Genomic DNA, 25,477 nt, shown 5'->3' with positions numbered 1-25,477 from the left:
CTCCTTTAGCCGTTATCGGCGCATTAAATGCATGCACCACATTTATTCGAGGATATTGTAGCACACCGCGCGAAAAATGTCATGCATATTTTGCTTAAATTTGCGAATTTTTCCGCCGCGCAAAGCCAAACTATGTGCGCTGCAGATCTGTAAAGGAAAGGCGGTGCAAAGGTGGCAAAGCGCGTTTGGAAATTTGTAAAAAGCAAAAAGATATTTATCGTATTACTAATACTGTATACAGCCGTCTTTATTTTGGCGGTTCGATTTATTTTTCATATTCTCCCAATTTTGCTTGGCGGGTTGCTTGGATGGGTCACGGCGCCGCTATGCCGCCTGCTGGAAAAACGGCTGCATCTCTCCCATAAGCGCGCCGCACTTTGCACTGCTGTCGCCGTTTATAGTGTTTCACTCGTCCTTCTTGCATTGCTTTTCACGCGGCTCATCCGGGAAAGCGCCGCGTTTTTTGCTTCCGGGCGATACTTTCGCTACGAAGCACTCTCCCCCGCCGTGCGGTCGTTTTTGGAGCGCACATGGCAGGAATTGCCGCAGTGGATCTCCGCTGCGCAGAAGAATTTTTCGGGTAACATGGGTGCCGCCATGCCCGCGCTGCAAGGCACCGTAAAAGCGATTTTGCTGCTGCCCGCCGTGTTTTTAACGCTCACGCTCATCCCGGTTTTTGCGTATCTCACCCTGCTGTACCGTGAAAATTTGCTGTCACTTTTAAAGAAGCTCATCGGTGAAAAGTGCGTAGAAAACCTGCAAAAATCCGCAAAAAGCGAATCTTCCGTCGGGTTTGTTTCCGCCTATGCACTCATTTACACCATCACGTTTGCGGAAAGTTTTGTGATGCTCCACCTGCTGCACATGAAATACCCGCTGATGACTGCCGCCGTTGTGACGGTCTCCGATATTTTCCCGGTCTTTGGGCCGGGAACCGTTTTGCTGCCGCTCGCCGTTTACCGATTGTTATGCGGCAGCACGGCGCAAGCACTCGGGCTCTTCATCGGGTGGATCATTCTAAGCGTCATCCGGCAGATCATTGAGCCGAAGCTGCTCGCCAAAATGACGCGCACCCCGCCCGCTGTGATGCTTTTCGCTGTGTATTGCAGCCTTATCAGCCGCAATTTTTGGCTCATCCCCTACACCGGCACCTTTTTCATGCTGATTGGCATGTTGAGAAAAGCCGGAATACTAACAGCAAAATCAGAATCAATATAGATTAAAAATCGCAAATTTACAAAAGCAAAATTCAAAAACACCATTTTAAAATTATTGTATTTTGATAAAAATACATTCAAAAATCGAAAGTCCGTCAATCATCTGCTTCCGTTTTCATAAAGCCTTCTAAAATGCGCAAACCCTCCTGCGTGTTTTGACCCAAGATTTCCTGTATCTTCTTGAAATCACGCGCTTTGTGCATGACGTTTTGCAGCTTGAAAAACTCTTCCTTGCCGTGCTTATGAATGAACAGCGCCTGCGCCTTGGCGGCGGCTGCGCCGTCGTTGTCCTTCGTGTAAAATCCCTTTTCGCACGTCAGAATTTTCGCGCAGTCATAGCAACCGTCAAGCCCGTTTTCCTTACAGCAGGCAGCATTGGGGCATACGCCTTTCTCGGACAGCGTGCCGTAGGAGCAACAGTTAAAATCCGACCGACAGCCGCCGCACCACTGCCCTAAAAAGCAATGGTCGCACGAAAGCCCGCAATACGCCGTCGGGTCGGTGCCTGTACGCGCTGCGCGGACAATCTCCGATTTATACCGGGCTCCGTTTTTTAGACGGCGCTCCGTTTCCGGCCCGCCGTCTAAAAGCGCCTTGCGGTAAATGCGGATCTCGCCGCCGGAAATGTCTTGTGCGGTCTCTAAAAATGTATAGCCGTATTTTTCATACAGCCCGATGTGATCGGTAGAAATGTATGTGTACTTCCGTTCCATGATGGCCGCGATGCTTTCTGCGCAGTCCAAAAGCCGACCGGCACAGTGCTGCCCGCGGTACTCCGGGAATGTATACACAAACCCGACCCACGGCGTGTATGATGTCGGCTGCACGTCATCAAGCGGCGCAAGCGTGCAGAACGAGACGAGCTTGTCGCCGTCTGCCAGCATCAAAACCAGTGCTGTTGCGCCGACAAGTGCTTTCAGTTTATTTTCTTTCAGCAAGCTGTAAAGGTACTGCCCCGCTCCCCAATCGCTCTTTTGAATCTCACGGAGCCAGTGCTCTTTATTTTCGCAGGTGAAATATTCGAGAATTTTTCTGTTGTTTTTCTTTTCCATATCGTTCTCCTCTGAATTAAACCTATTCTCCTGTATTTTCCAGTATAGCAAAACCTATGTTCGAAGTCAAGGCGATTTTGAAAAGATGTCCGCTTTTATGCAAAAAAGCAAGAGAAGGACGGTCTATCCCTCTCTTGCTCTGTATTTTGTATGAAATTTTTACGCGTTCAGCAGCTTTTCTGCAGCGGCAAGCTTGATGGAGCAACAGAAAACTTCCATGGCTTGTTCGAGCTCTTCAAGCGGCGGGAACGACGGCGCAAGACGGATGTTACTGTCGTGTGGGTCTTTGCCGTACGGGAACGTCGCACCGGCATCGGTCAGGATGACGCCCGCTTCTTTGCACAGCTGCACGACGCGCTTTGCGCAGCCGTCAAGCACATCGACGCTGATGAAATAGCCGCCGTTCGGCTTATTCCACTCGGCGATGCCGAGGTCGCCGATATTTTCCTCCAACATCAGCTCACACAGGCGGAACTTCGGTTCCAAAATGGCGCGGTGGCCCTTCATGAGGGCGCGCACACCGTTGATGTCGTGCAGGAACAGCACGTGGCGCAGCTGATTCAGCTTATCCGGGCCGATGGTAGACGTGAGCGTGTGCTCCTTGAAATCGCGGATATTGTTATCGCTCGTAGCGAGGCCGGCCACACCGGCGCCCGGGAACGAGATCTTGGACGTAGAGGCAAAAATGAAGATCTGATCTTCCGTGCCGTTTTCAACGCAGAGATCGTAGATATTGAGCAGCGTATCCGGCGTATCGGTGAGGTCATGCACACAATAGGCGTTATCCCACATGATTTTGAAGTCCTTTGCAGCCGGTTTTAATGCGGCGAAACGGCGGACAGTCTCATCGGAATACGTGACACCCGTGGGGTTCGAATACTTCGGCACACACCAAATGCCCTTGATGGAGTCATCGTCCTTGACGAGCTTTTCGATGAGATCCATATCCGGGCCGGTAGCATACATCGGGATGTTGATAAGCTCGAAGCCGTAATACTCCGTTACGGCAAAATGGCGGTCGTAGCCCGGCACCGGACAGAGAAATTTTTTCTTATCCAGCTTGCACCACGGTGTGCAGCCGTTGTAACCGTGCGAGAAGCCGCGGGAAATAACCTCAAACATCATCATCAAGCTTGAGTTGTTGCCGAGAATGACCTGCGAAGCCGGTACGCCGACCATATCGGCGAAAATGCGTTTCATCTCCGGCAGACCGTCCCAAAGACCGTAGTTACGGCAGTCATCACCGTTGGAATTCGCAAATTCGCTTCTCGCTTTCAGCGCTTCCAAAACGCCGAGGGCGAGCTCCAGTTGTTTTGCGCTGGGCTTGCCGCGCGCCATGTTCAGCGAAAGATTTTTGGCCTGGTAGCCCTTATATTCTGCGGAAAGCTCATCGAAAACCTTCTGTAATTCTGCTTTGCTCAAGTTTGCGTACGCCACGAAAACATCTCCATAAATAAGATTTTGAATTGAAAAATAAGTATTCAATTCATTTTTACGCTCCAATAGCGCCTGAAACAATTCTTATTGTAATGCAAATAAGCTAAAAATGCAAGCCTTATTTATAAATCTTGCATTTTTTCCCGTTTTGCACGATTGTACGACGTGTTTTCCTGCTTTTCCGTTCATTCTGACAAGCGTATAACAAAGCAAAAACCGGCACAGCGAACTGCACCGGCAAAATTGCTTTTATGAAATTTAGAACTCCGCAGAGCCCGTTGTGCGCGGGAACGGCAGTACGTCGCGGATATTGGAGATGCCCGTAAGGTACATGACCATGCGCTCGAAGCCGAGGCCGAAGCCCGCATGCTTGTTGCCGCCGAAACGGCGAAGGTCGAGGTACCACCAGTAATCCTCCTCGTTAAGGCCGAGCTCGCGAATGCGGTTCAGAAGCACGTCGTAGCGCTCTTCTCTCTGGCTTGCGCCACACAGCTCGCCGATGCCCGGCACGAGCAGATCGGTCGCCGCAACGGTCTTGTCATCGTCATTGAGGCGCATGTAGAACGCCTTGATCTCCTTCGGGTAATCGGTGACGAACACCGGCTTGCCGAACTCTTTTTCGGTGAGGTAGCGCTCGTGCTCGGTCTGGAGGTCGCAGCCCCAGGAGACCTTATATTCAAAGTTGTCGTTGTTCTTTTCAAGGAGCTTTACGGCATCCGTATAGGAAATGCGGACAAAATCGGAGTTTGCCACGTGCTCCAGACGTTCTTTGAGACCCTTATCGACAAACTGGTTGAAGAAGTCGATGTCCTGCGGGCAGCGCGCCATAACGTCTTTGATGATGTACTTGATCATGGCTTCCATGAGATCCATGTCGTCGTTGAGATCGGCAAACGCGATCTCCGGCTCGACCATCCAGAACTCTGCCGCGTGACGCTGCGTGTAGGAGCGCTCTGCGCGGAACGTGGGGCCGAACGTATAGACCTTACCGAACGCCATGGCCATGCACTCCGCCTCAAGCTGGCCGGAAACGGTGAGGGACGTCTGCTTGCCGAAGAAATCCTTGCTGTAATCGACCGTACCATCCTCGTTTTTCGGGACATTGTCGAGGTCGAGCGTTGTCAGCTGGAACATCTCACCCGCGCCCTCGCAGTCACTGCCCGTGACAATCGGCGTATGCACGTAGGTGAAGCCGTTCTCGTTGAAGAACTTATGAATGGCGAACGCCGCAGCGGAACGCACGCGGAACGCCGCGTTGAAGAGGTTCGTTCTCGGGCGCAGGTGCGCGACCGTACGCAGGTATTCCACCGTGTGGCGCTTCTTCTGAAGCGGGTATTCCGGCGAGGACGCACCCTCAACGGTAATCTCCTCCGCTTGAATTTCAAAAGGCTGCTTCGCTTCCGGCGTGAGCAGCAACGTACCGGTGACACGCAGCGCAGCGCCGACATTCTGGGAAGCGATCTCCTTGTAATTTTCGAGTTTTTCCGCCGTAAAGACAATCTGTACGCCCTTAAAGCAGCTGCCGTCATTCAGATCGATAAATCCGAGCGCTTTGGAGTCGCGGATCGATCTCGCCCAGCCACAGACCGTGACCTGCGTATCGCCAAAGGTCTCCGGCGATCCGTAGAGGGCCGCGATTTCTGTTCTTTTCATGATGACCACATTCCTTTCCGTGCGGCACTTAAACTGCACACGCAAAACCTACGCTTTGGCATGCGGCATTTCTCCGCAAATAATCACTTTTATTATCATACTACAAACGCTATCGGTTTAGCAAGGAAAATTTTGAATTTTCTCCCCGAAAACACGATTTATGCGCGATCTTTCTTCAAAATCGCATAATTTGCGATGTCGCACAGCCCCCCATTGTTCTTTGCGCCCTCGCGCATGATGCCCTCAAACTGCATGCCGCACTTTTTCATCACGCCGCCGGAGTGCGAGTTGTTCACATCATGGCGCGCCGCAATGCGGTTGAGGCCGACCTCGTCAAACAGGAAATTAATCACGGCACCGAGTGCTTCGCTCGTATAGCCCTTGTGCCACCAGTTTTGGCCGATGCAGTAGCCGATCTCTACAGCTTTGATCTCATCATCCGTTTTTACCGCAGCGATGGTGCCGATAAGCGCGTTTTCATCCTTTACAACAATGCCCCACTGGTAATAGTTGAGCTCCTCATAGTGCGATATCCACAGCGCGAGGATCTGCTTTGTTACCTCTACGCTGCTGTGCGTGGGCCATGTGAGGAACTTTGTGACCCCAGGGTCGGACGCCCAGTTGCGGTACATCGGCTCTGCGTCCGCAAGCGTTAAGCGGCGCAAAATGAGTCTTGGCGTTTCGAGTGTGACAGTCCCCTTGTGTTCCATTGTGTTTCCTCCTGATTTCTCCTAAAAATAAAACAGTACAGACCGTTCATTCAGCCTGCACTGTTCATTGCGATTTATGCGGTTAGGTTCTTTCTAACTCTCAAAAAGCGCATGACAATGTAGGCCCGCAGCAAGTACCGTTACCCATGGCATTTGCGGACTGCATATTCATCATAACGCGGACAAAGCGGAACATTGTCATACCCCTTTCTTTCAAATTTGTTTTGACTATCCTACCACAGTTCTTTCGGTTTTGCAAGAGGAAAATTCTATTTTCCTGAAATTCTCCGGAAAATCAGCCCAAAGACGCGTGTTTGCGCAATTTGCGGTCCTTTTCGCCGTAAAAGCGCACCGCGTTGATACGGCTGTTAATCTCATTGCGCAGCTCTGCGTTTTCGTAGGCGTATTCGCCCGTTACGGTGCTGATATCTGCACCCAGCAACGCAAACATATTGCTTCTTGCGAGTGCGCCGTAGGTGATTTCCGTTTCTTTATCGCGCAGGCCGTTGTCGCTCTGCACGGCATCGCTGTAAAAGAGTTCGAGGTATTTAAAGACTTCCTCGGCGCACTTCGTATTCGGATTCACCGCCGCATAGGCCGTGACGAACGCCGTCACACCGCCCGCATCGTTTGGGACGGTCAGCGCGTAGGTGTCGTTTTTGTTCTGTGCGTAATAAGTAAAGCCGTCTTCGTACCATGCGCCGCCGGTAAGCGGAATTTCGGCGCCTGCAACTTCATTTTCGGCAGTGGGCACGGAAAATTCCGATGCGGTTTCAATATCCGCAAGCTGTGCGCCGTACCAGCTCGCCTGATGTGCCTGCAAAACACTCAAAGCAGTATCGTCCTTGCAGGTTTTCAGTGCGTCAAAAGACATATACTGCGCGTTCGGGTCCTGCATCTGCGCTTTATCGAGCAGATAGGTGTTCACGCGGTACAAAAGCGGCAGCACGACCTGCTCACCGTTTACCTTGCCGGCATTAAACACCGGCTGCACCTGTGTGCTCGGGTCAAGATAGAGGCTGCTTTTGATGTAGGTATCAAGCGGCAGAAATGCGCCGTCTGCCATACTCTGCTCCACATCCGGGAAAAGCGCGGACGTACAAGTCGAGTTCGGGGCGTGCGCCGCCAAAATAAACGCGTCGGGCCCGCCGCCGGCTTCGATCTCGGCACGAATTTCTTCTATCTTTGCTTCGCGCTCGGCTCCATTGCTCGGTAGCGCGACAAACTCCACCGGGCACTCGCCGTAGAGGTATTCGTAAATCTCCGTGATTGGATTATTCTTGAAGAAATTTTTGCTTTCTACTAAGATCGTCGGCTTTTTCTCCCCTGCTGTTTGTGCTTTCGGCGCGCTTTGAACGCCGCACAGCACCTGCATCAGCACCAAGATTGCCAAAACGACCACACATTTGCGTTTCATATCGTCCGCCTCCTTTTAAATCAGTACAGTAACTCAATAAAGCGCGCGAATACGCAAAAAGAGAACGACCGCAACCGTTCTCCCGATGTTAAAAGTATATGCGCGTTTACGGGAAACCGCTTTTGTTACAAAAAGAATAACATAAAAGCGCGAATTTTGTCAATATCGTTTTAGCCAAAACGGGGAGGCATTTTTATATGCAATAAACAAAAAAGGACAGAAAGCTTGCACTCTCTGTCCCCTTTTATTCAAGATTGCGACTAAACCTATAAGCCGAGTTCTGTCTTGGACAACCATCTTTCTCGTCTGCACGTTGCCGTGCAGCTCAAGCCATCTCCTCGAAACCGCCGGGCCGACGTATATGTTTCTCCACGATGTTGCTCCGAATAGGGTTTACATGGCCGCGCAGTCTCCTGCGCGCCGGTGCGCTCTTACCGCACCTTTCCACCCTTACCTGCAATGCAGGCGGTATATCTCTGTTGCACTTTCCCTGGGGTCGCCCCCGGCGGCCGTTAGCCGTTATTCTCGCCCTGTGGAGCTCGGACTTTCCTCAGATGCGGCCTTTCGGCGTACACCCGCAGCTGTCCGGCTTACTCGCAAAATTTGTGAAATGATTGGATTTTAATACTGGTTTTCGGAAAGCAAGCGATTTTTCTCGTCCCACAGCTTCTGGGAAAGGTCCACATAGTAGCTGTGCGGGTTTTCAAATCGCGTTACTTCTTCCCACAGCGTATCGACCTGCGCGAGGCAATGCGCACGGATGGCGCTTAAGGCACGCGGCTGATACAGGCACTCGCCGTTTTTAAACAGCTGGGTGCGCAGGCGCACGGCGCGGAAATTCTCCACGGTCTTGCGCTTCCACGTGTGGTTCGGGTCGAAGATCGTATACGGTTTCTCGTCATCGATGACCTCGTCGTTCAGCGTGATAACATCCGCAATGGCCTTGTCGGTCTCGCGGTCGAAAATACGCCAAACCTCCTTGAAGCACGGTGTGGTGATCTTTGCTACGTTTTCGCTGATCTTGATCTTCGGAACGATGGTGCCGTCCGGCTTTTCAACAGCCGCCAGCTTATAAACGCCGCCGAACACCGGCTCGCTGGAGGACGTGATGAGACGCTCGCCTACGCCGAAGGAATCGACCTTTGCGCCCTGCATGAGCATATCGCGGATAATGTACTCATCAAGGGAATTGGATGCGCAGATCTTGCAGTCTTCAAAGCCGGCATCGTCGAGCATCTTTCTCGCTTTTCTGGAAAGATACGTGATGTCGCCGCTGTCGATGCGGATGCCGGCCGGGCGGAAGCCCTGCGGCACGAGTACTTCGTTAAAGACGCGGATGGCGTTCGGCACACCGGATTTCAATACGTTGTATGTATCGACGAGCAGCGTGCAGTTGTGCGGATATTCTTCGGCATACGCTTTAAACGCTTCGTATTCGCTGTCAAAAAGCTGTACCCAGCTGTGCGCCATGGTGCCGAGCGCCGGAACGCCGAAACGGCGGTCGCTGATGGTGCAGGCAGTGCCGACGCAACCGCCGATATATGCGGCACGCGCGCCATAAATGGCGCCGTCAAAGCCCTGTGCACGGCGGGAGCCGAACTCCATAACCGCTCTGCCGTCCGCAGCGCGCACGATGCGGTTTGTCTTCGTTGCGATGAGGCTCTGGTGGTTGATGGACAGCAAAACCATGGTCTCCACAAACTGTGCCTGAATGACCGGGCCGCGCACGGTGACGATCGGCTCACCCGGGAAGATCGGTGTGCCCTCCGGCACAGCCCAAACATCGCAGGTAAACTTGAAGTTCTTCAGATAATCGAGGAACTCTTCGCGAAAAATGTGCTTGGAGCGCAGGTAATCGATATCCTCCTGCGTGAAAGAAAGCTCACTCAAGTAATTGACGAGCTGCTCCACGCCTGCCATAATGGCAAATCCGCCGCCGTCCGGAACTTTGCGGAAAAACATATCAAAGTAGCCGATGGTATCCTTAAAACCATTGGTAAAATAGCCGTTTGCCATAGTGATCTCATAGAAATCCGTCAGCATGGTCAGGTTAATATGATCGTTAGAGAGATTCTGTGCCATAATTCAGCCACCGCTTTCTGAAATGAAAGCATTCCTTTCTCCGGGAGTGAGGTGTTTCCTCATACGCCTTGTTTTTTACCACACACGGCCAAAAGCAGCGCTTTAAGCCGATTTGTATTATTATACCGCAATTTTTTGAAAAGTACAATGAAAACTCACGGCAAACCGAAAAAATCTGCATCTGCACGGAAAACGGCGCGTCTTTGCAAAATGTTTTGTTAAAAGTTTAGCACCACGTACAGTTTACGCGTTTTTTCGGAACAGAACAAAATCCGGCCTGCAAGCACAGCAGACCGGATCTCATTTCGGTTAATTATTCGGCTTCCGGTCCGACATCGGTCACGGAGATGGCGTCGAGGATTGTCTTCTCCATCGCCTGCTTGCCGTACTTATCGACATCTGCCTTGTTCTTTTCGCCGTGGGTCAGACAGCCTGCGCCGCCGATGCAGCCGCCGGTGCACGCCATGCCCTCAATGAAGTTGTTCGGCAGAACATTCTTGGAGGCTCGCAGCAAAGCCGCCTTGCAGGCTTCGATGCCGTCGCATGCGATGGCGTTGAGCTTGAAATCTTCGTTGTTCTGCTCCTTGAGTGCTTCCACAACCGCGTCGGACAGACCGCCGCTGCGCGCAAAGATGCGGCCGTAGTAGGAGGCGTTATCGAGCACGCCTTCTTCGAGCGTGGTGAGGTCGATGTTGCGGCTGTCAAACAGTGCCTGCAGCTCCTCAAACGTCAGCGTGCAGTCAATGTACCGGCTTGCCGGCTCGCCTTCCTTGAACTCCATCTTCTTCGCGGTGCACGGCCCGATGAAAACGACCTTTGCGCCCGGAGTGGTCTCCTTGATGTAGCGGCCGATCTCAGCTGCCGGGGACAGGTTGTGCGAGATTTTATCAACCATGGTCGGGAAGTTCTTCTTGATGTAGGAAACGAATGCCGGGCAGCAGGAGCTTGTGAGGAAGCCCTTTTCCGCAAGCTCTGCCGCTTCCTTATACGCAACCATATCTGCGCCGAGCGCCGCTTCGATGACATGATAGAAGCCGAGGCGCTGAATGCCGGTGATGACCTGGCCGAGCTTTGCATAGCTGAACTGGCTGGAGATAGACGGTGCTACGACCGCGTAAACCTTGTAGTCCTGATTCTCGTGGCTGCCCTTGATGAGGTTGACAGCATCGAGAATGAAGGACTTATCGACGATTGCGCCGAACGGGCACTGGTAAACGCATGCACCGCAGGAGATGCACTTTTCGTTATCAATATGCGCTGCGCGATGCTCCTCGCTGCTCATGCTGATGGCCTTGATCTTGCAGGCCTTTTCGCACGGACGCTTCTGGTTGATGATGGCGCTGTACGGGCATACCTTTGCGCACTGGCCACACTCTACGCACTTCGACTTATCGATGTGCGCCTTCTGCTGCTCATCAAACGTGATGGCACCGCGGCGGCATACGTCCTCGCAGCGGTGTGCAAGACAACCGCGGCAGGACTCTGTGACGACATGGCCGCTGACCGGGCATTCGTCGCAGGCAATCTCGATGACTTCGATGACGTTCGGGTTTTTCTTGTCGCCGCCCATAGCGAGCTTGATGCGCTCCTCAACGATGGCGCGCTCTTTGTAGATGCAGCAGCGCATCGTCGGCTTTTCTTTGACGATCAGCTTCGGAATCTCATAGTATGCGGCGTCGAGGTTATCCTCAAAACCGTAACGTGCGACCTCGCGCAGGACCTTATACTTCAAATACTGGATCTTCGTATCAAACTTTCTCATTCTTCACATCAAACCTTTCTTGCTTTGGACAGAGACTTCCTTTTCTATATTTTTCAAATCTTCCTTAGAGTGCCGAGACACTCTATACGCAGAAGCTTTTCTGCGCTTAGAAGTAAGATACCTTAACTTTTTTGCCCATCTTCTCGAGCGAGGTGCAGAGATTTTCGACCAACTGCATCTTAATGTTGAAGTTAATGGGCAGATTTGGGTTCTGGTGCGCCGGGTTTACCGCACGACCGACAAAGAAGTTGATATCGGTCGCTTCTTCAAACAGCATACGGGCGATCATAGACGCGCCGTCGCGCTTATAGCCCCACTGGCTGTACTTGCGGTTTTCCTCAAGGTAATCCTTTGCGTACTCGACGACCTTGCTCATGGTGATGACGCCTTCGGTGACAAGGTCGAGTCCTTCGACCTTCGCCGTGGGCGGAATATCGGAATCGAGGTAATCGAGCTGTGCGATGATGGGCTTTTTGAGGTATTCCGCCGCAAGCGTAGACGTGGTACCGCCGCAGACAATCCGCTTGCCGGGTGCCGAGAAGAACGCCTCGTGCATTTTCGCGAGATCTTCGGGTTTAGACGGCGGTCCGATCATCAGGTTCACGCAGCAGCGCTCGCGCACTTTGACGCAGACCGCGGTGGTATCGTCGCCCGGCTGGCCGCCGTAAAGCTTGTTGCACTCATCGAGCAGCAGCGCATTGAGCGTTTTTGCCGTGAAGCTTTCGTCGTACATCATCTCCATATAGTCGATGATGTCCTTGCGCTCCCAGCCGAAATTCAGCGACATGCCGATGCCGGCATGAATGGCGCCGTCGCTGAACGCGATGAACGTGTCATCCTTCTGAATCGGGATGCGGGTCTTATAGATCGTTTTGCCGCCGATCTCGACGGCTTCGCGCGGGTATTCCCAGTTTTTGCCGTTGCGCAGCAGAACCACGAACGGGTTATCATACTGAATGATCTCCGCTTCTTCATTTTCTATGATTCGGATGATGGTGAACGTGGAATACGCCACGCCGCGCACCGCGCAGATGGGCAGTGTAGACGCAATGGTCTCCACGCAGTCTTCGACATGCAGCCCCTCCGCCATCATGGTAGAGATGATCTTTGCGGTCAGCGTGGAAAGAATATTTGCCTTAACACCGCTGCCCATGCCGTCTGCCAGCACGACCACCGTGGAATTTTCTCCCTGCGGAACGATGTCAACGTGATCGCCGCAAAGCTGTTCACCTTTTTTGTTGAGGCTCATCCAGCCAATATCTGTACAGAGATTATTCATCTTGCAGCGATTCCTTTAACTTGGTGAGCGCGATTTTCGTTTCTGCCGTGGTCTCGCCGAGCAGCGATGCGATCTCCTGTACGACGCGCATCTGCTTTTCGATCACACGGTTGGTGACTTCAATCGTCTGCTGCCCCATTTTTTCTTTTTTCAGGTGTTCGTTCATTTCATCCGTCACATCACGCATGATGCACATGATAATGTGATAGTTGCGGTCGTAGAGCACGGTCTGGTCGACATACTTGCCGTATTCCGCAAGGTACACACGCTCGTCGCGCACGCCGCGGCCGGACTGCATGACGTCGATGAAAACGCGCGGGTCCAGAATGCGGATGACCTGCTTGCCGAGCACCTCGGATGTATGCTTCACGTTCACGATCTTACGCGCGGCAGCGTTGATCTGCTGGATTTCCAGCGATTCGTTCAGCACCAAAATGCCGTTCGGCGTGTTGTTGATGATGGTATCGGAGAACGACTGCGCTTTGCCGAGCAGATACGGCAGGCACATGGAAATCTCCGCCTTGCCCTGATAAACGGCGATGGCCTTTTCACGGCAGGTATTATAGCCGCAGGCACCGCAGTTCAATTCCTGCTCCGGGCGAGTCTTGCCCATCTTTTTGAGGATAGCCTCAATCTCGATGTTGCCCGGCATGAGGTGATACAGGCTGATATAATCAAAATCGTGCTTGAGCTCTTCGGAAGCCGGCTGTGGCACCACAAAGTCCTTTTTGCCGGCATACTTGTTGACCGCGATAAAATCCTGCACAGGCTGACGCTGACCCTGATCCATAGCCGGGCCGTTGATGCAGCTGCCGAAGCAGGCGCTCATCTCGACAAAGCAGTTCTCCATTTTGCCGCTCTTGATGTCTTCAAGCGCGTTGATGCAGTTTTCCACGCCGTCGATCGCCATGTATGTATACTCGGGGTCATCGCACACCATGGTGCGCAGAATGCCTCCGGTCGTCGGGAACAGGCGCGCACGGCTTTCTTCCGTGTGATCCTCGCCTGCTTCCACGGTGATGCCCTCTTTTTCAAACCAAGCGGAAAGCTCCTCGAACGTGAGCACACAGTCCACATACGGGCTTTCGTCGGCCTCTGCCTTTTTGGAGATGCACGGCCCGATGAAAACGGTCTTCAGTTCCGGGTCTTCCTCCTTCAGCATCTTACAGTGCGCCTGCATCGGCGACAAAACATGTGCAAGGTACGGCAGAGCCTCCGGGTAATACTTCTGCACAAGCGTATTAACAGAGTGGCAGCATGTGGAAATGATGACGCTCTGCCGACGCTCTTTAATAATTTTTTCGTATTCGGTCTTGACGACGGACGCACCTACGGCGGTCTCCTCTACCCGGTCAAAGCCAAGCTTTTTGAGCGCCGCACGCATCGTTTCGATGGTAGCGCCCGGGTAATTTGCTACAAAGGATGGCGCAAGGCTGACTGCCACAGGACATTCACCCTTGACGAACATCTCCGCAATCGGTACGTCATTTCGGATTTCTTTTGCGTTCTGCGGACATACGACAAAGCACTGACCGCAGAGAATGCACTCGTCTTTTACGATATGCGCCTGACTGGACTGAAAACGAATGGACTTGACAGGGCAATGACGGATGCACTTATAACAGTTCTGACAGTTAGACTTTTTGAGCTTCAGGTAGTCTGGCATACCCTATTATCCTCTCTTTAACTTATCCTCTTTTAGCGTTCGCTTTCGCTACGAATTTTTCATCCTTGACGATGAATCTTTCATGGGTACCGCTGCCGATGGGGCCGACCTCGTCAAACGCCTTAACCGTGAACACCAAACGGCGGTTGTCCACTTCGGTAAGTTCGCACTCTGCCGTAACATGCATGCTAAGCGGCGTTGCGGACGTGTGCTGCACATTCATCAGCGTGCCCACAGTGCCCATGCCCGGCTCTAATTCCGGCGCAACACACTTCCAAGCCGCCTCTTCCATCAGCGCGACCATAGCGGGCGTTGCAAAAACGTCCAGCGTGCCGCTTCCCATGGCTTTGGCTGTGTTCTTCTCTGTAACAACGGTCTCGGCTTTGCCTTTCATTCCGGCTGTCAACAACTTAATCACCCTTACTTCCTATTTTCTGCTGCGTTTTGCCGCACACAGCAGCTTACGCACGGAGAGCCGATGCAAAAAGGCTCTTGCACCGGCTAAATTTTTGTTTCTTATGCTTACTGAACCTTTGCGAGAATCTCTTTCTGGAAGAATTCCTCGGTGGTGTCGGGAGATACGGAATGCTTCTCGCCGTCTACGGTGACGTTGACGCCGTTTACGCAGTCACCCATGCAGAAAGTGCCACCGAGTTCTACCTTATCTTCGAGGTGGTTTTCCTTTACGAGCGCCTGAAGCTTTTCCACGACCTGGCGGGAACCTTTCAGATGACATGAGCTGCCGATGCAGATGATAACTTTCATTCTAATCAAACTCCGTTTCTTAGTTTTTGGTTTTTACTTATTTGTTTATATAATGGCATAGAAAAGGGATCTTCCTTTTCTGCCAAGCTAACTTAGGTATTGGCGTCAAATTTCTCCTTGAGCTGCTTAGATAAGAGCGCAAGCGACGCGGCGAGGTTTTCGTTATGTACCAATATGCCCTCCGGCACATCGAGATGCACGGGCGCGAAATTCCAGATAGCCAAAATTCCGCTTTCAATGAGCAAGTTGCAGATGGCCTGCGCATTTTCTGCCGGGACTGCGATGATGCCGATGCGCACGCGCATGCGCTCACACAGATCCATCAGCTTATCCATTGTCAGAATGCGTTTGCCGCTGTAATCTTCCTCACATACATCTTCATCGATATCGAATGCGGCCACAATGTTCATGCCGCAGTCTTTAAAGCCGCCATACGTCAAAAGCGCCTTGCCGAGCTTGCCCGCGCCGACGATGATGGCGTCATCAACATCATTGTAGCCTAAGAATTCCTCAAGCTCTGCGATGAGCGCCTCTGTGTTGTAACCAACCTTCGGCTTGCCGGCCGAACTGACCGCTGCAAGGTCTTTGCGCACAACGACATGGTTTAGGCGCAGCGCCTCTGCGATGGTCGTGGCGGAAATGTGTTCCGGCGTGTTTTCGCCGAGCTGCTTCATATAATTCAGGTAAAGCGGTAACCTGAGCAGCGTTTGTTTTGAAATGCTGCGATTCACCATGACGCAGCCAACCCCCATCCAAACAGAAAATCAAAATAAACCAAACATCTAATACTTTAACACAAGAAACGACCAAATGGAATACCCATTTTCAAATATCGATATAATTTCATCGATATAAAAGCAAAAAAGCCCCAACGACACGTTAAAAAACAGACAAACTAAATCAAACTTCGGCGGATTTCTACTCCGCATGCGGCGTGCCGAACTTTGCGCTCAATAAATCGCGCTCCTCATACAGCTTTTCGATGAACTGTTTATCGACCGCCGTATATTTATATTCCTTTTTGGACGTCAAAATATCTCTGTACACGCGGTGTTTGTTGCCGCGGCACGGTTTTAACACAAGCTCATAGCGTTCAAGCTGTTCCACATCCGTCGGCGAGACCCACATATATGTGTGCGGCACCGTCGCCAAAAGGTCGAGCTGACTGCCGCGGCTGTAAACATACACGCGTTTGGTGACGTTTTCGTCCATCTCTGCTTTTTTGATGTCGGACATCGGCAGCGACGGCACGAACGGATCGCCGTGGCAAATTTCGATATAGCCGGAAAGGTCTTCGATATCCACAACATCCTTTTGCGAGAGCGAGTCGTTTTTGGAGATGAGAAGCTGATACTCGAATTCCCAGATGTTCTCCGCCTTCATGCCCTTATCGCGCAGCATGTTCGTAAAAAAGCTCTCAAAGATCGTCTGATACCGCACGATGGCAAGGCCGTAGTTTTCCTCTACCACGTTGCGAATGGCACGCATGGCGTTCGTTTCTTTGAAACTAAACTCGATTTCCTTTGACATATCCGCCTCACGGACAAACTTGGAAAACGCATCCGCAATATAGCTGGCGCGCGGCACCGAGATGCTGAACTTCAGCTTATTATTCTTTTCAGGCTTATAAAGCGACTCCATTTCTTCGATCTGTGCCAGAATACTCTTGGCGTAGCCGAGAAACTCCTCTCCCTGCGGTGTTGGCACAATGCCTTTTGAGGTGCGCTTAAAGATCTTGACGCCGAGCGTCTCCTCAAGCTCCTTAATCCCGCGGCTGAGGTTCGGCTGCCCCATAAAAAGGTTTTCGGCAGCCTTAGTGATGGATGCGGTCTTCTCTACTTCCACCGCATATTTCAGATGTGCGATGTTCATTGCGTTCTCCTACGGACATATTTGAAAGGGCATAACACTATTTCGATTATATTATAGCATATCCCGCTCTCTTGTCAAATACTTGTGCACAAAAACAGCGTAAAATCCGAAAAAATCGGCGGCTAAACCGCATTTTCGTCCGAAAGCAGGGGTGCAATGCGCTTTTCGGCTTCGAGTACTGCACGGGTAATCTGCTCCGTCATCTCGGCGCGTATGGTACACACCGCTGCAAGGGTATCGGCATCCGGAGTGTTTTGCCGTGCGGTGACAGCAACTAAAAGTTCGTCTAAGAACGCGTCCACCTCGGCGGCATCGTAGGTGTTGCCACGCTTAACTGTAAAGCGAACAGCCTTTATATATTCAGGTGTCAGCTCCATTTTCGGCCTCCTCCCCCGGCTTTCTGCCGTACTTTGGCTGATATAGTTTTTTCGGCAGAACGCGCGAGAATGCATAGAAAAGCGCCGCGCCCCCTGCAAATATAGGCAACAGAACGGGCCAATCATCCGCGACGAAGCCCATATGCGGCAGGCAGAATGCGCTCACTTTGCCCTCTAAATATTCATACGGCACTTCGGCATAGACTTTGAATTCCCCCGCCGTATGCCAAACGCGGGCTTCAGGGTCGTTTTCGGTCAGCGTCAGCAGCAACAGACCGCGTTCGGTTTGAATCGCCGCGCAGTCACCCGGGAAATAATCTTCGGCCGGCATATATGCGTAATACGCAAGCGAATTTACGGGATAACATGTACAGTCGGTTCGCTTTACAGCAAGTACGTTCTGTCCGAACAGAATCGGCGAAAGCAAAAGCAGAATGCAAATTGTCGCGAGCGTATTGACAAGTGATACAGCTTTACATATTTTGATTGTAAGGCTATTTATCTTTACAGGATTAACATTCATGATTCATGCGGCCGACCGAGCATCTCCTCGGCCATTTTGAGTTTTAACGGCGTGATGTCATCGCCGCCGATAATGCGGGCAATCTCGCGGACGCGCGCGTCTTTCGTCAGCGTGTGCACCGCCGTATACGTTTTGTTGTTCTCCTGCTTTTTGACGATAAACAAGTGGTTATCCGCCATGGCGGCGATCTGCGCCAGGTGCGTGACGCAGATGACCTGCGCGTTTTTGGAGACGCAGCGCAGCTTGATGCCAACCTTATTCGCCGCTTCGCCGCTGATGCCGGTGTCAATCTCATCGAAAATCTGCGTTTCGGCCGCGCCGGAATCCTCAGACAGCACGGTGTTGATGGCGAGCATAATACGCGAAAGCTCGCCGCCGGACGCAATTTTCGACATAGGCTTCGGATCCTCACCTGCGTTTGCGGAGACGAGGAACTGGATGCGGTCGCAGCCGAAGGCTGTCAACGGTGTGCGCTCCTGCTCCACGGTGAAGACGACGCCGGGCATGTTGAGCTCTGAAAGCTCCTGTCGCACACGGCGGGAAAAGCTCTCACACGCGGCGCGGCGCTTCGCGGATAGCTGCTTTGCAAGCGTCACCGCTTCTTTTTTCTTCTGCTCATACTGCTGCAAAAGCAATTCTTTTTTTTCATCGGAAAACTCGATGTCCGAAAGCTCCGCACGGGCACGGTCGAGGAACGAAAGCATTTCTTCCTCTGTTTCGCCGTATTTGAGGCTCAAGCGGTAGATAACTTCCAGACGACTTTCAATCTCATCAAGCTCGTTTGCGTCAAACATGGCGTTATCGAGGTAATCGGAGATTTCCGCCGCGGCATCTGTCAGTGCGTATTCAGCGTCGCGGACATGCTCGGCGACGTTTGAAAGCGACGGTGCATAGCGCGCCGCCTGCTCGAGCGACTCTGCCGCAACGGATACGGCCGTGATGGCGCCGCCATTGTCCTCATCGCCCTGCAAAAGCGTGACGGCTTCGCCCACACCGCGCACGATACGCTCACTGTTGCGGATCTCATCACGGCGCTCGGTCAGTTCTGCCTGTTCGCCGACGCGCAGCTGTGCAGCTTCTAATTCTTCAATCTGATAGCGCAAAATATCCATGCGGCGGGACTTCTGCCCCTCATCGGATTCGAGCGCATCGAGCTCGCCTTTGATGCGGCGCAGCGCCGTATACGCCGCGCGGTACTCCGCAAGCAGACCGTATGCGCCCGCAAAGCTGTCGATATACGTGCCGTGCACTTCCGGTGAAAGCAACTTGTAGCTTTCATGCTGACCGAGAATATCGATGAGCGTGCCGCCGACGGCGCGCAGCATGGAAACGGTCGCCGGGATGTTGTTGAGCTTGCAGGAGGAGCGACCGTGCGGGCGGATCTCACGGCGAATAAGCAAACTGCCATCGTCTTCAAGCGGAATATCCAGCTCACGCAAAACCTGCTGCGTCTGCGGAGAAACATCCGTAAAAAGTGCCGAAACACTCGCCTGCTCCGCACCTGTGCGTACAAGCTCCTTTGAGGTGCGCTCACCGAGCACGGCGTAGATCGCGTCGATGATGATGGATTTGCCCGCGCCGGTCTCGCCGGTCAAAACGGTGAAGCCCGGTTCAAAATCGATAGACGCCTGCTCGATGACGGCGATATTCTGAATGTAAAGCTGCGTCAGCATATCAGACCCCGCCAATCAGCTTTCTGAGCTCGTTCTGCTTTTCCTCCGCAATCTCATCCGTTTTGCAGATGATGAGAATGGTGTCTTCACCGGCCAGCGTGCCGATGAAATCCGGGAAATGCAGCGTATCCATAGAGGCGCAGACCGCCTGCGCCATGCCGGTCATGCACTTGACAACGATCATGTTGCCGGCCGCCTCCACGCTCATAACCGAATCGCCGAACAGCGAATAGAACTTGGAGGAAATGTCGCGGGCATTGTCGCGCCCGGTGGAATATTTATACTTTCCGTTCGGGGAAAGACTCTTTACGAGCCGAAGCTCTTTGATATCGCGGGAAACGGTTGCCTGGGTCACGTCGAAGCCACAAGCGCGCAAATTGCGCAGGAGCTCCTCCTGCGTGTCGATATCCTGTGCTTTGATGAGCTCCAGAATTTTGGCGTGGCGTCTTGTTTTCATGCTTTCTGCCTTCCTTCCTGCCTTTTAATTTCTGCTTTGCATAAATTTGCTGTCTACAATATCGTAAAAATTGCGTTCGTCGGTCTGAATAAGCTCAGTGTAATAGGTCGAGCGACTGACGGAAACCGTGTCCGTCTTATGAATGCGTATGGGTGCGCCACCGTCTATGGTGAGATACACCTCGCCGGAATAATCGCTGTCCGTGCTGACCGTGATGGTCTTATCTGCGCAGAACAGCGTGCTGCGGTTAAAGAGCGCATGCGGGCAGATGGGCGTGAAGATTACGCATTCCGATTCCGGGTCTACCACTGGGCCGCCCGCCGAGAGCGAGTATGCCGTGGAGCCCGCCGGTGTAGCCAAAATGAGGCCGTCCGCGCGGAATTTATAAAGCTTGGAACCGTCGACGGAAAAGCCGAAATCGTAAATTCTGGACTGTGCACCGGAGACGACCGCGTCGTTTAAAGCGCGGTAGGTTGTATCCCCCTTCACGCTGTGCACGGTAACGGAAAGCATCATCAGGCGGCGCACACGGTAATCGCCCGTAAAGAGCGCCTTTAATTTGTGCAGCTCGTCCTTCTCCACACCCGCCAAAAAGCCCAGCCGCCCAAGGTTCACTCCAAGGATGGGCTTACCTGCAACGGACGCGTGCTTTGCCGTGTGGATGATGGTGCCATCGCCGCCGACCGCAACGATAAGGTCGCAGCTTTCCGCCAGTGCGGCGTGATTTTTGCAGAACGTGACGTGTTCATACTGCCCGCGGTGCTTTTCGTGCATGAGTGTTTCCGCACCGTTTTCCTGCAAAACCGCCAGAATTTCCCGGGTGTATGTGTCCGCATCGCGTTTATCCAGATTTGGAATCACCGCAATTTTCATAAGCCTCCGTCCTTTTTGTCCAGCGCCGCGTGAGATGCTTCCACGATCTCGTGCGGCGTGCTTTCTGCCGTATTCACCGGCGCGTCGCTTTTTTGGAGGAATACAAGATACTCGATGTTGCCCTCCGGTCCTTTGACCGGCGAGAACGTAAGTCCCAGTACGGAATATCCGTTTTTCACTGCGAAATCGCAGATCATCTGCACCACTTCCTCGTGCACGGCTTTGTCGCGCACAACGCCCTTTTTGCCCACTTTTTCCCTGCCGGCTTCAAACTGCGGTTTAATAAGGCACACGGCTTTGCCGCCGTCCTTTAAAAGCGGACGCACGGCGGGCAAAATAATTTTGAGCGAGATGAACGACACGTCTACGGAGAAGAAGTCAATCTCCTCCGGAATTTGCTCGCGTGTGAGATAGCGGGCGTTCGTACGCTCCAGATTCACCACGCGCGGGTCGGTGCGCAGCTGCCAGGCGAGCTGCCCGTAGCCGACGTCTACGCTGTATACTTTGGAGGCGCCGCTTTGCAGCATGCAGTCCGTAAAGCCGCCCGTAGATGCACCGATGTCCATACATACGGTGTTTTCGAGCTTGATTGGAAACAGCTGCATAGCTTTTTCAAGCTTTAAGCCGCCGCGGCTGACGTAGCGCAGCGTGTTGCCGCGCACCTCTAAAACTGCGTCTTCGCGCACGGTGTCGCCGGGCTTATCAAATTTCTGGTTATCCGCGTAAACACAGCCCGCCATGATGAGCGTACGCGCTTTTTCGCGGCTGGGCGCAAGCCCTTTTTCATAAAGCAGGACGTCTATCCTTTTTTTCATATAGAAACTGCCTTTCCATCTTTCTTTTTTGCGGTTTGCAGCGCCATGTGTACGGCGTTCACCATGCCCTCTACGTCAAGACCGAGCTTGTGCAGCGTGCGGAACATAGGCGCGTGCTTGATGAATCCGTTTTCAATAGCGTGCACTTCGTAGTGTCCTCTGAAATTGCGATCCAACAGCATGGCGCCGAATTCCTCCGCGATGCCGCCTTGGCGGACGCCCTCTTCAAAGAACAGCACCGTGGGACACCTTAAGACCGTTTCCACCGCTTTCGGATCGATCGGCACGATGCGATTGAGCTTCACGATGCGGCACTTTATACCCTCTTTTTCGAGCATTTCCGCCGCTTCGCACGCAAACGAGAACATACGGCCGTAGGTCACAAGCGTGACAGAAGCATCTTCCGTACCGAACACATAAAACGGCTTGCCGGAAAGCGTGTAGTTTTCCGGGCGATACAGTTCTTTGCCGCGCGGGTAGCGAATAGCATAAAGGTGGTTTTCTCCCTTAATACAGTCATCAAGATTGTCCGAAAGCTCATCGTAATACGTCGGCGCGTACACATGAATGTCCGGCACGGTGCGCAGGAACGCGGCATCGAACACACCTTGATGCGTCTGGCCGTCTTCGCCGACCACGCCGGCTCTGTCCACGGCCAGAATAATTTTGAGATGCTGCAAGGCGCCGTCGTGGATGAGCTGGTCGTACGCGCGCTGTAAAAACGTGGAATACACCGCAAAAACCGGAATCATGCCTCCGCGCGCCAGACCGGCGCAGAACGTGACGGCGTGTTCCTCCGCAATGCCGACATCAAAGAAGCGGCTGCGGTATTTTTCGCGGAAATCCGTCAGACCGGTACCGGATTCCATCGCCGCCGTAACGGCGCACAGCTTCTCATTTACACCGGCTATCGTGCACATCGTCTCGCCGAATGCGTGGGAAAAGCCCTTGGCAATGGCTTCGTCCGCGCCCTTTTCGCGGTCAAACGCCGCAAGGCCGTGGTAAACGCTCGGAGCGTTCTCCGCGTATTTATATCCGCGTCCTTTATAGGTGCGGATGTGGATGAGTACCGGCTTATCCATATCGCGCGCCATCGTCAAAACCGACGTCAAGGTGCGCAGGTCGTGTCCGTCGAACGGGCCGTAATAATTAAAGCCAAGATCCTGAAAGATCGTGGTGTTGAAAATATTCTTTTTGATTTGGTTTTTCACGCGGCGCACTTCGGCAGCCATGTGCTCGCCCACCTTCGGCACGCGGCACAGTGCGGCTTCGACGCTGTCTTTTGCGTTCAAATACCCCGGCTTTGCGCGCACATAGGAAAGATAACGCGCAATGGAGCCCACGTTGCGGGAAATGGACATGGCGTTGTCATTCAAAATGACGATCATATTGCGGTTGATGCGGCCCGCATTGTTGAGGCCCTCATACGCAAGGCCACCGGTCAACGCGCCGTCGCCGATGACGGCGATGACATGGCCGGGGTCACCCGCAAGTGCCTTTGCAACGGAAAGGCCGAGCGCCGAAGAAATGGACGCGCTGCTGTGCCCCGTTGTAAACGGGTCGCAGTCGCTTTCTTCTCTCGACGGAAAGCCCGAAAGCCCGTCCTCGCGGCGCAGCGTGGAAAACGCTTCTTCTCTGCCGGTTAAAAGCTTGTGCGCGTAGGATTGGTGCCCCACGTCCCACACGATGCAATCCTCCGGCAAGGTGAACACACGGTGCAGCGCCACAGTGAGTTCCACCACGCCCAAATTGGAGGCGAGATGGCCGCCGTTGTCCGCCACCGTGCTGATGATCTCTTCCCTGATCTCATCGCAAAGCTCCGGCAGCTCGTTTGCCGCAAGCCTTTTTACATCGTTCGGGGCCTTGATTTTACTGAGCAATCTGCTCATACTTACACCAGCCCGTTCTGTATTTTTGCTGCCGTTACGGCGTTTTTCATCAGCATTGTGATGGTCATAGGGCCTACGCCGCCGGGCACCGGCGTAAGGTAGCCGGCGACCGCCTCGGCGCTTTCGTAATCGACATCGCCGCACAGCTTGCCGTTTTCATCGCGGTTCATGCCGACATCGATCACCACGGCACCGGGCTTTACCATATCGCCGGTGACAAATTTCGCCTTGCCGACCGCGACAACGAGAATATCCGCCGTTTTGCAGATCTCTTTCAAATTTTTCGTGTGACTGTGGCAGATCGTCACCGTGCCGTTTTCATGCAGAAGCAGCATAGCCATCGGCTTGCCGACGATGTTGCTGCGGCCGATGACGACGCAGTTTTTGCCGTCGATTGTGACGCCGGTAGAGCGGATGAGCTCGATGATGCCCGCGGGCGTACACGGCAAAAACGCGAAATCGCCGATCATGATGCGGCCGACATTTTCGGCGTGGAACGCGTCCACGTCCTTTTTCGGATCGATATGCTCCACGATGAGCGCTTCGTTCAAGTGCTTCGGCAGCGGAGACTGCACCAAAATGCCGTTGATCTTCGGGTCTGCATTCAGCTTTTCGATAAGCGCCAAAAGCTCCTCCTGCGTGGTGTTTTCCGGCAGGACGTGTTCCTCGGAGTAAATGCCGGTCTCGGCGCAGGCCTTGCCTTTGTTACGCACGTAGATTTTAGACGCGGGGTCTTCGCCGACAAGCACGACCGCCATGCCGGTCTGAACGCCCTGCTTTTTTAAAGCGGCAACTTCTTCGGCAATTTCGCCGCGTACCTTTGCCGCAACGGCCTTGCCGTCAATTCTCACTGCCATCGTTCTTCTCCTCGCTTTCCCCTTCTGCCGTTTCATTCGTTTTTTCGGCTTCATCAGACGGCTCTTCGGAAGTGTTTGCATCCGCATCTCCTTCCGTTTTTTCATTTTCCGCCTCGGCGGCTTTCTTTACGCCGGTACCGACCGCCATGTGCTCCTGTGCTTCTTCGGCGCTCATGCCGGAGAAAATGGTGCTTTCGGCAGTGTCGTCGATCTCGACCTTCTCCGCCTTGTCTTCAACTGTAAGGCCGGCCGCTTCCATCGCCTTGCGGCTGCCGCAGCCCGTAAGCTTATGGCAGTTGCGGAACACGATGAGCAAAACAACAGCGACGAGTGCCGAAGCCGCGGCAAGCACCTGCGAAACGCGCAGATCGATACCCGGCAACAGCAGACTGTCTGTGCGCAGACCTTCAATGAAGAAGCGCGTCACGCCGTACCAGATGATGTATAATAAGAACGTCTGGCCGTCATACCGGCGCAGGTGGCGCGTGAATAAATGCAGTAAAACAAAGCCTAAAAGGCACAAAATCGATTCGTAAAGGAAGCACGGGTGCACATTGCCTACCACTTCTGCGGCGGTGCGGTCACTGTACATGCCCCACGGCAGGTCGGTCGCGCAGCCGAAAGCTTCTTGGTTCACAAAGTTACCCCAGCGGCCGACACCCTGACCGATGAGATAGCCAAGAGACGCGACATCCAGCACGGCGAACAGGTTCATCTTGCGGATCTTCGCGACGATGCCGCCGCACAGCAGGCCGCCGATGATGCCGCCGTAAATGCCGAGACCGCCCTCTTTGATGTTGAAAATCTCCATCGGGTTCGTGATGTACTTGTCGCCCGGGTAGAAGATGACGTAGTAAAGACGCGCGCCGATGATGCCGCCGAGCAAGCCGGCAATGATGGCATCGAGCAAGTGGTCTTTATTGATATTCATTTTTTTGCAGGAAGAAAAACCGTACAGCACCGCCAGCAGGAACCCGATGCCGATGATGATGCCGTACCAGTAAATGGTAAAATTACCGACCTGAAACGCGATGGGATTGACCTCCACCGAAATTCCGAGGTTTGGAAACTGAACTTGATGCGTCATGACTGTATATCCTT

At 53.1% G+C, this 25,477-nt stretch carries 23 protein-coding genes and 1 other RNA gene; 1 reads left to right on the top strand and 23 read right to left on the bottom strand.

Going from position 1 to position 25,477, the window contains the following annotated elements; translation table 11 throughout:
* Positions 1-171 precede the first annotated feature (171 nt).
* Entirely contained in the window at positions 172-1,218 is a 1,047-nt protein-coding gene (locus R2K26_RS03850) for an AI-2E family transporter (RefSeq protein WP_316518847.1), read from the top strand.
* A 94-nt stretch (positions 1,219-1,312) separates the two neighbouring features.
* Here the strand turns inward: R2K26_RS03850 and R2K26_RS03845 are convergent, their stop codons facing one another.
* The 23 genes from R2K26_RS03845 to lgt all read right to left on the bottom strand — a co-directional run bounded on the left by R2K26_RS03845 (position 1,313) and on the right by lgt (position 25,463).
* Positions 1,313-2,269 carry a GNAT family N-acetyltransferase gene (locus R2K26_RS03845; RefSeq protein ID WP_316518846.1) on the bottom strand — a complete coding sequence of 319 codons (957 nt, stop codon included), beginning with the start codon at positions 2,267-2,269 and terminating at the stop codon, positions 1,313-1,315.
* A 159-nt stretch (positions 2,270-2,428) separates the two neighbouring features.
* On the bottom strand, positions 2,429-3,706 hold the full coding sequence (locus R2K26_RS03840; protein WP_316518845.1) for an aminotransferase class I/II-fold pyridoxal phosphate-dependent enzyme: 1,278 nt from the start codon (positions 3,704-3,706) through the stop codon (positions 2,429-2,431).
* 258 nt (positions 3,707-3,964) lie between these two features.
* On the bottom strand, positions 3,965-5,359 hold the full coding sequence (gene asnS, locus R2K26_RS03835) for an asparagine--tRNA ligase (RefSeq protein WP_176820035.1): 1,395 nt from the start codon (positions 5,357-5,359) through the stop codon (positions 3,965-3,967).
* A 158-nt stretch (positions 5,360-5,517) separates the two neighbouring features.
* Positions 5,518-6,069: a GNAT family N-acetyltransferase gene (locus R2K26_RS03830; protein ID WP_316518844.1), complete on the bottom strand. Its 552-nt coding sequence runs from the start codon at positions 6,067-6,069 to the stop codon at positions 5,518-5,520.
* A gap of 295 nt (positions 6,070-6,364) precedes the next feature.
* A complete protein-coding gene (locus R2K26_RS03825) occupies positions 6,365-7,486 on the bottom strand; it encodes a hypothetical protein (protein ID WP_316518843.1) in 1,122 nt (373 codons plus the stop codon).
* Between the two features lie 253 nt (positions 7,487-7,739).
* Positions 7,740-8,083, bottom strand: an RNA gene (rnpB, locus tag R2K26_RS03820) — RNase P RNA component class A.
* Between the two features lie 24 nt (positions 8,084-8,107).
* On the bottom strand, positions 8,108-9,568 hold the full coding sequence (locus tag R2K26_RS03815) for a nicotinate phosphoribosyltransferase (protein ID WP_316518842.1): 1,461 nt from the start codon (positions 9,566-9,568) through the stop codon (positions 8,108-8,110).
* A gap of 313 nt (positions 9,569-9,881) precedes the next feature.
* On the bottom strand, positions 9,882-11,330 hold the full coding sequence (locus R2K26_RS03810) for a 4Fe-4S dicluster domain-containing protein (protein WP_316518841.1): 1,449 nt from the start codon (positions 11,328-11,330) through the stop codon (positions 9,882-9,884).
* Positions 11,331-11,436: 106 nt separating this feature from the next.
* Positions 11,437-12,609 carry a SpoIIE family protein phosphatase gene (locus tag R2K26_RS03805; RefSeq protein WP_176820040.1) on the bottom strand — a complete coding sequence of 391 codons (1,173 nt, stop codon included), beginning with the start codon at positions 12,607-12,609 and terminating at the stop codon, positions 11,437-11,439.
* Positions 12,602-14,275 (bottom strand): [Fe-Fe] hydrogenase large subunit C-terminal domain-containing protein, encoded by a 1,674-nt coding sequence (locus R2K26_RS03800; RefSeq protein ID WP_308448247.1) that lies wholly within the window; start codon positions 14,273-14,275, stop codon positions 12,602-12,604. The genes R2K26_RS03805 and R2K26_RS03800 overlap by 8 nt, the downstream gene beginning before the upstream one ends.
* Before the next feature lie 22 nt (positions 14,276-14,297).
* Complete coding sequence (locus R2K26_RS03795) at positions 14,298-14,684, bottom strand: thioesterase family protein (protein ID WP_308448246.1); 387 nt, start codon at positions 14,682-14,684, stop codon at positions 14,298-14,300.
* Between the two features lie 113 nt (positions 14,685-14,797).
* The gene (locus tag R2K26_RS03790; RefSeq protein WP_176820043.1) at positions 14,798-15,040 is read right to left on the bottom strand and encodes a (2Fe-2S) ferredoxin domain-containing protein; all 243 of its coding nucleotides are present in this window, start codon (positions 15,038-15,040) and stop codon (positions 14,798-14,800) included.
* A 92-nt stretch (positions 15,041-15,132) separates the two neighbouring features.
* Positions 15,133-15,774: a redox-sensing transcriptional repressor Rex gene (locus tag R2K26_RS03785; RefSeq protein WP_316518840.1), complete on the bottom strand. Its 642-nt coding sequence runs from the start codon at positions 15,772-15,774 to the stop codon at positions 15,133-15,135.
* A 184-nt stretch (positions 15,775-15,958) separates the two neighbouring features.
* Positions 15,959-16,912, bottom strand: coding sequence for a LysR family transcriptional regulator (locus R2K26_RS03780; protein WP_316518839.1), 954 nt, complete (start codon positions 16,910-16,912; stop codon positions 15,959-15,961).
* Positions 16,913-17,034: 122 nt separating this feature from the next.
* Positions 17,035-17,289, bottom strand: coding sequence for a DivIVA domain-containing protein (locus R2K26_RS03775; protein ID WP_308448244.1), 255 nt, complete (start codon positions 17,287-17,289; stop codon positions 17,035-17,037).
* Positions 17,273-17,812 (bottom strand): hypothetical protein, encoded by a 540-nt coding sequence (locus R2K26_RS03770; protein WP_316518838.1) that lies wholly within the window; start codon positions 17,810-17,812, stop codon positions 17,273-17,275. The genes R2K26_RS03775 and R2K26_RS03770 overlap by 17 nt, the downstream gene beginning before the upstream one ends.
* A complete protein-coding gene (gene recN / locus R2K26_RS03765) occupies positions 17,809-19,485 on the bottom strand; it encodes a DNA repair protein RecN (protein WP_176820048.1) in 1,677 nt (558 codons plus the stop codon). Before recN ends, R2K26_RS03770 begins: the two co-directional genes overlap by 4 nt.
* 1 nt (position 19,486) lies before the next feature.
* On the bottom strand, positions 19,487-19,942 hold the full coding sequence (gene argR, locus R2K26_RS03760) for an arginine repressor (RefSeq protein WP_176820049.1): 456 nt from the start codon (positions 19,940-19,942) through the stop codon (positions 19,487-19,489).
* A gap of 24 nt (positions 19,943-19,966) precedes the next feature.
* Positions 19,967-20,815 carry an NAD(+)/NADH kinase gene (locus R2K26_RS03755; protein ID WP_316518837.1) on the bottom strand — a complete coding sequence of 283 codons (849 nt, stop codon included), beginning with the start codon at positions 20,813-20,815 and terminating at the stop codon, positions 19,967-19,969.
* A complete protein-coding gene (locus R2K26_RS03750) occupies positions 20,812-21,630 on the bottom strand; it encodes a TlyA family RNA methyltransferase (RefSeq protein ID WP_316518836.1) in 819 nt (272 codons plus the stop codon). Before R2K26_RS03750 ends, R2K26_RS03755 begins: the two co-directional genes overlap by 4 nt.
* On the bottom strand, positions 21,627-23,519 hold the full coding sequence (dxs, locus tag R2K26_RS03745) for a 1-deoxy-D-xylulose-5-phosphate synthase (protein ID WP_316518835.1): 1,893 nt from the start codon (positions 23,517-23,519) through the stop codon (positions 21,627-21,629). The genes R2K26_RS03750 and dxs overlap by 4 nt, the downstream gene beginning before the upstream one ends.
* Before the next feature lie 2 nt (positions 23,520-23,521).
* Entirely contained in the window at positions 23,522-24,376 is an 855-nt protein-coding gene (folD, locus tag R2K26_RS03740) for a bifunctional methylenetetrahydrofolate dehydrogenase/methenyltetrahydrofolate cyclohydrolase FolD (protein ID WP_308448238.1), read from the bottom strand.
* The gene (lgt, locus tag R2K26_RS03735; RefSeq protein ID WP_316518834.1) at positions 24,360-25,463 is read right to left on the bottom strand and encodes a prolipoprotein diacylglyceryl transferase; all 1,104 of its coding nucleotides are present in this window, start codon (positions 25,461-25,463) and stop codon (positions 24,360-24,362) included. Before lgt ends, folD begins: the two co-directional genes overlap by 17 nt.
* Between the last annotated feature and the right edge of the window lie 14 nt (positions 25,464-25,477).

This window comes from Neglectibacter sp. CSJ-5, assembly GCF_032490475.1.
Classification (GTDB): Bacteria; Bacillota; Clostridia; order Oscillospirales; family Acutalibacteraceae; genus Hominenteromicrobium; species Hominenteromicrobium mulieris.
This window is presented reverse-complemented; position numbering and strand designations above follow the sequence as displayed.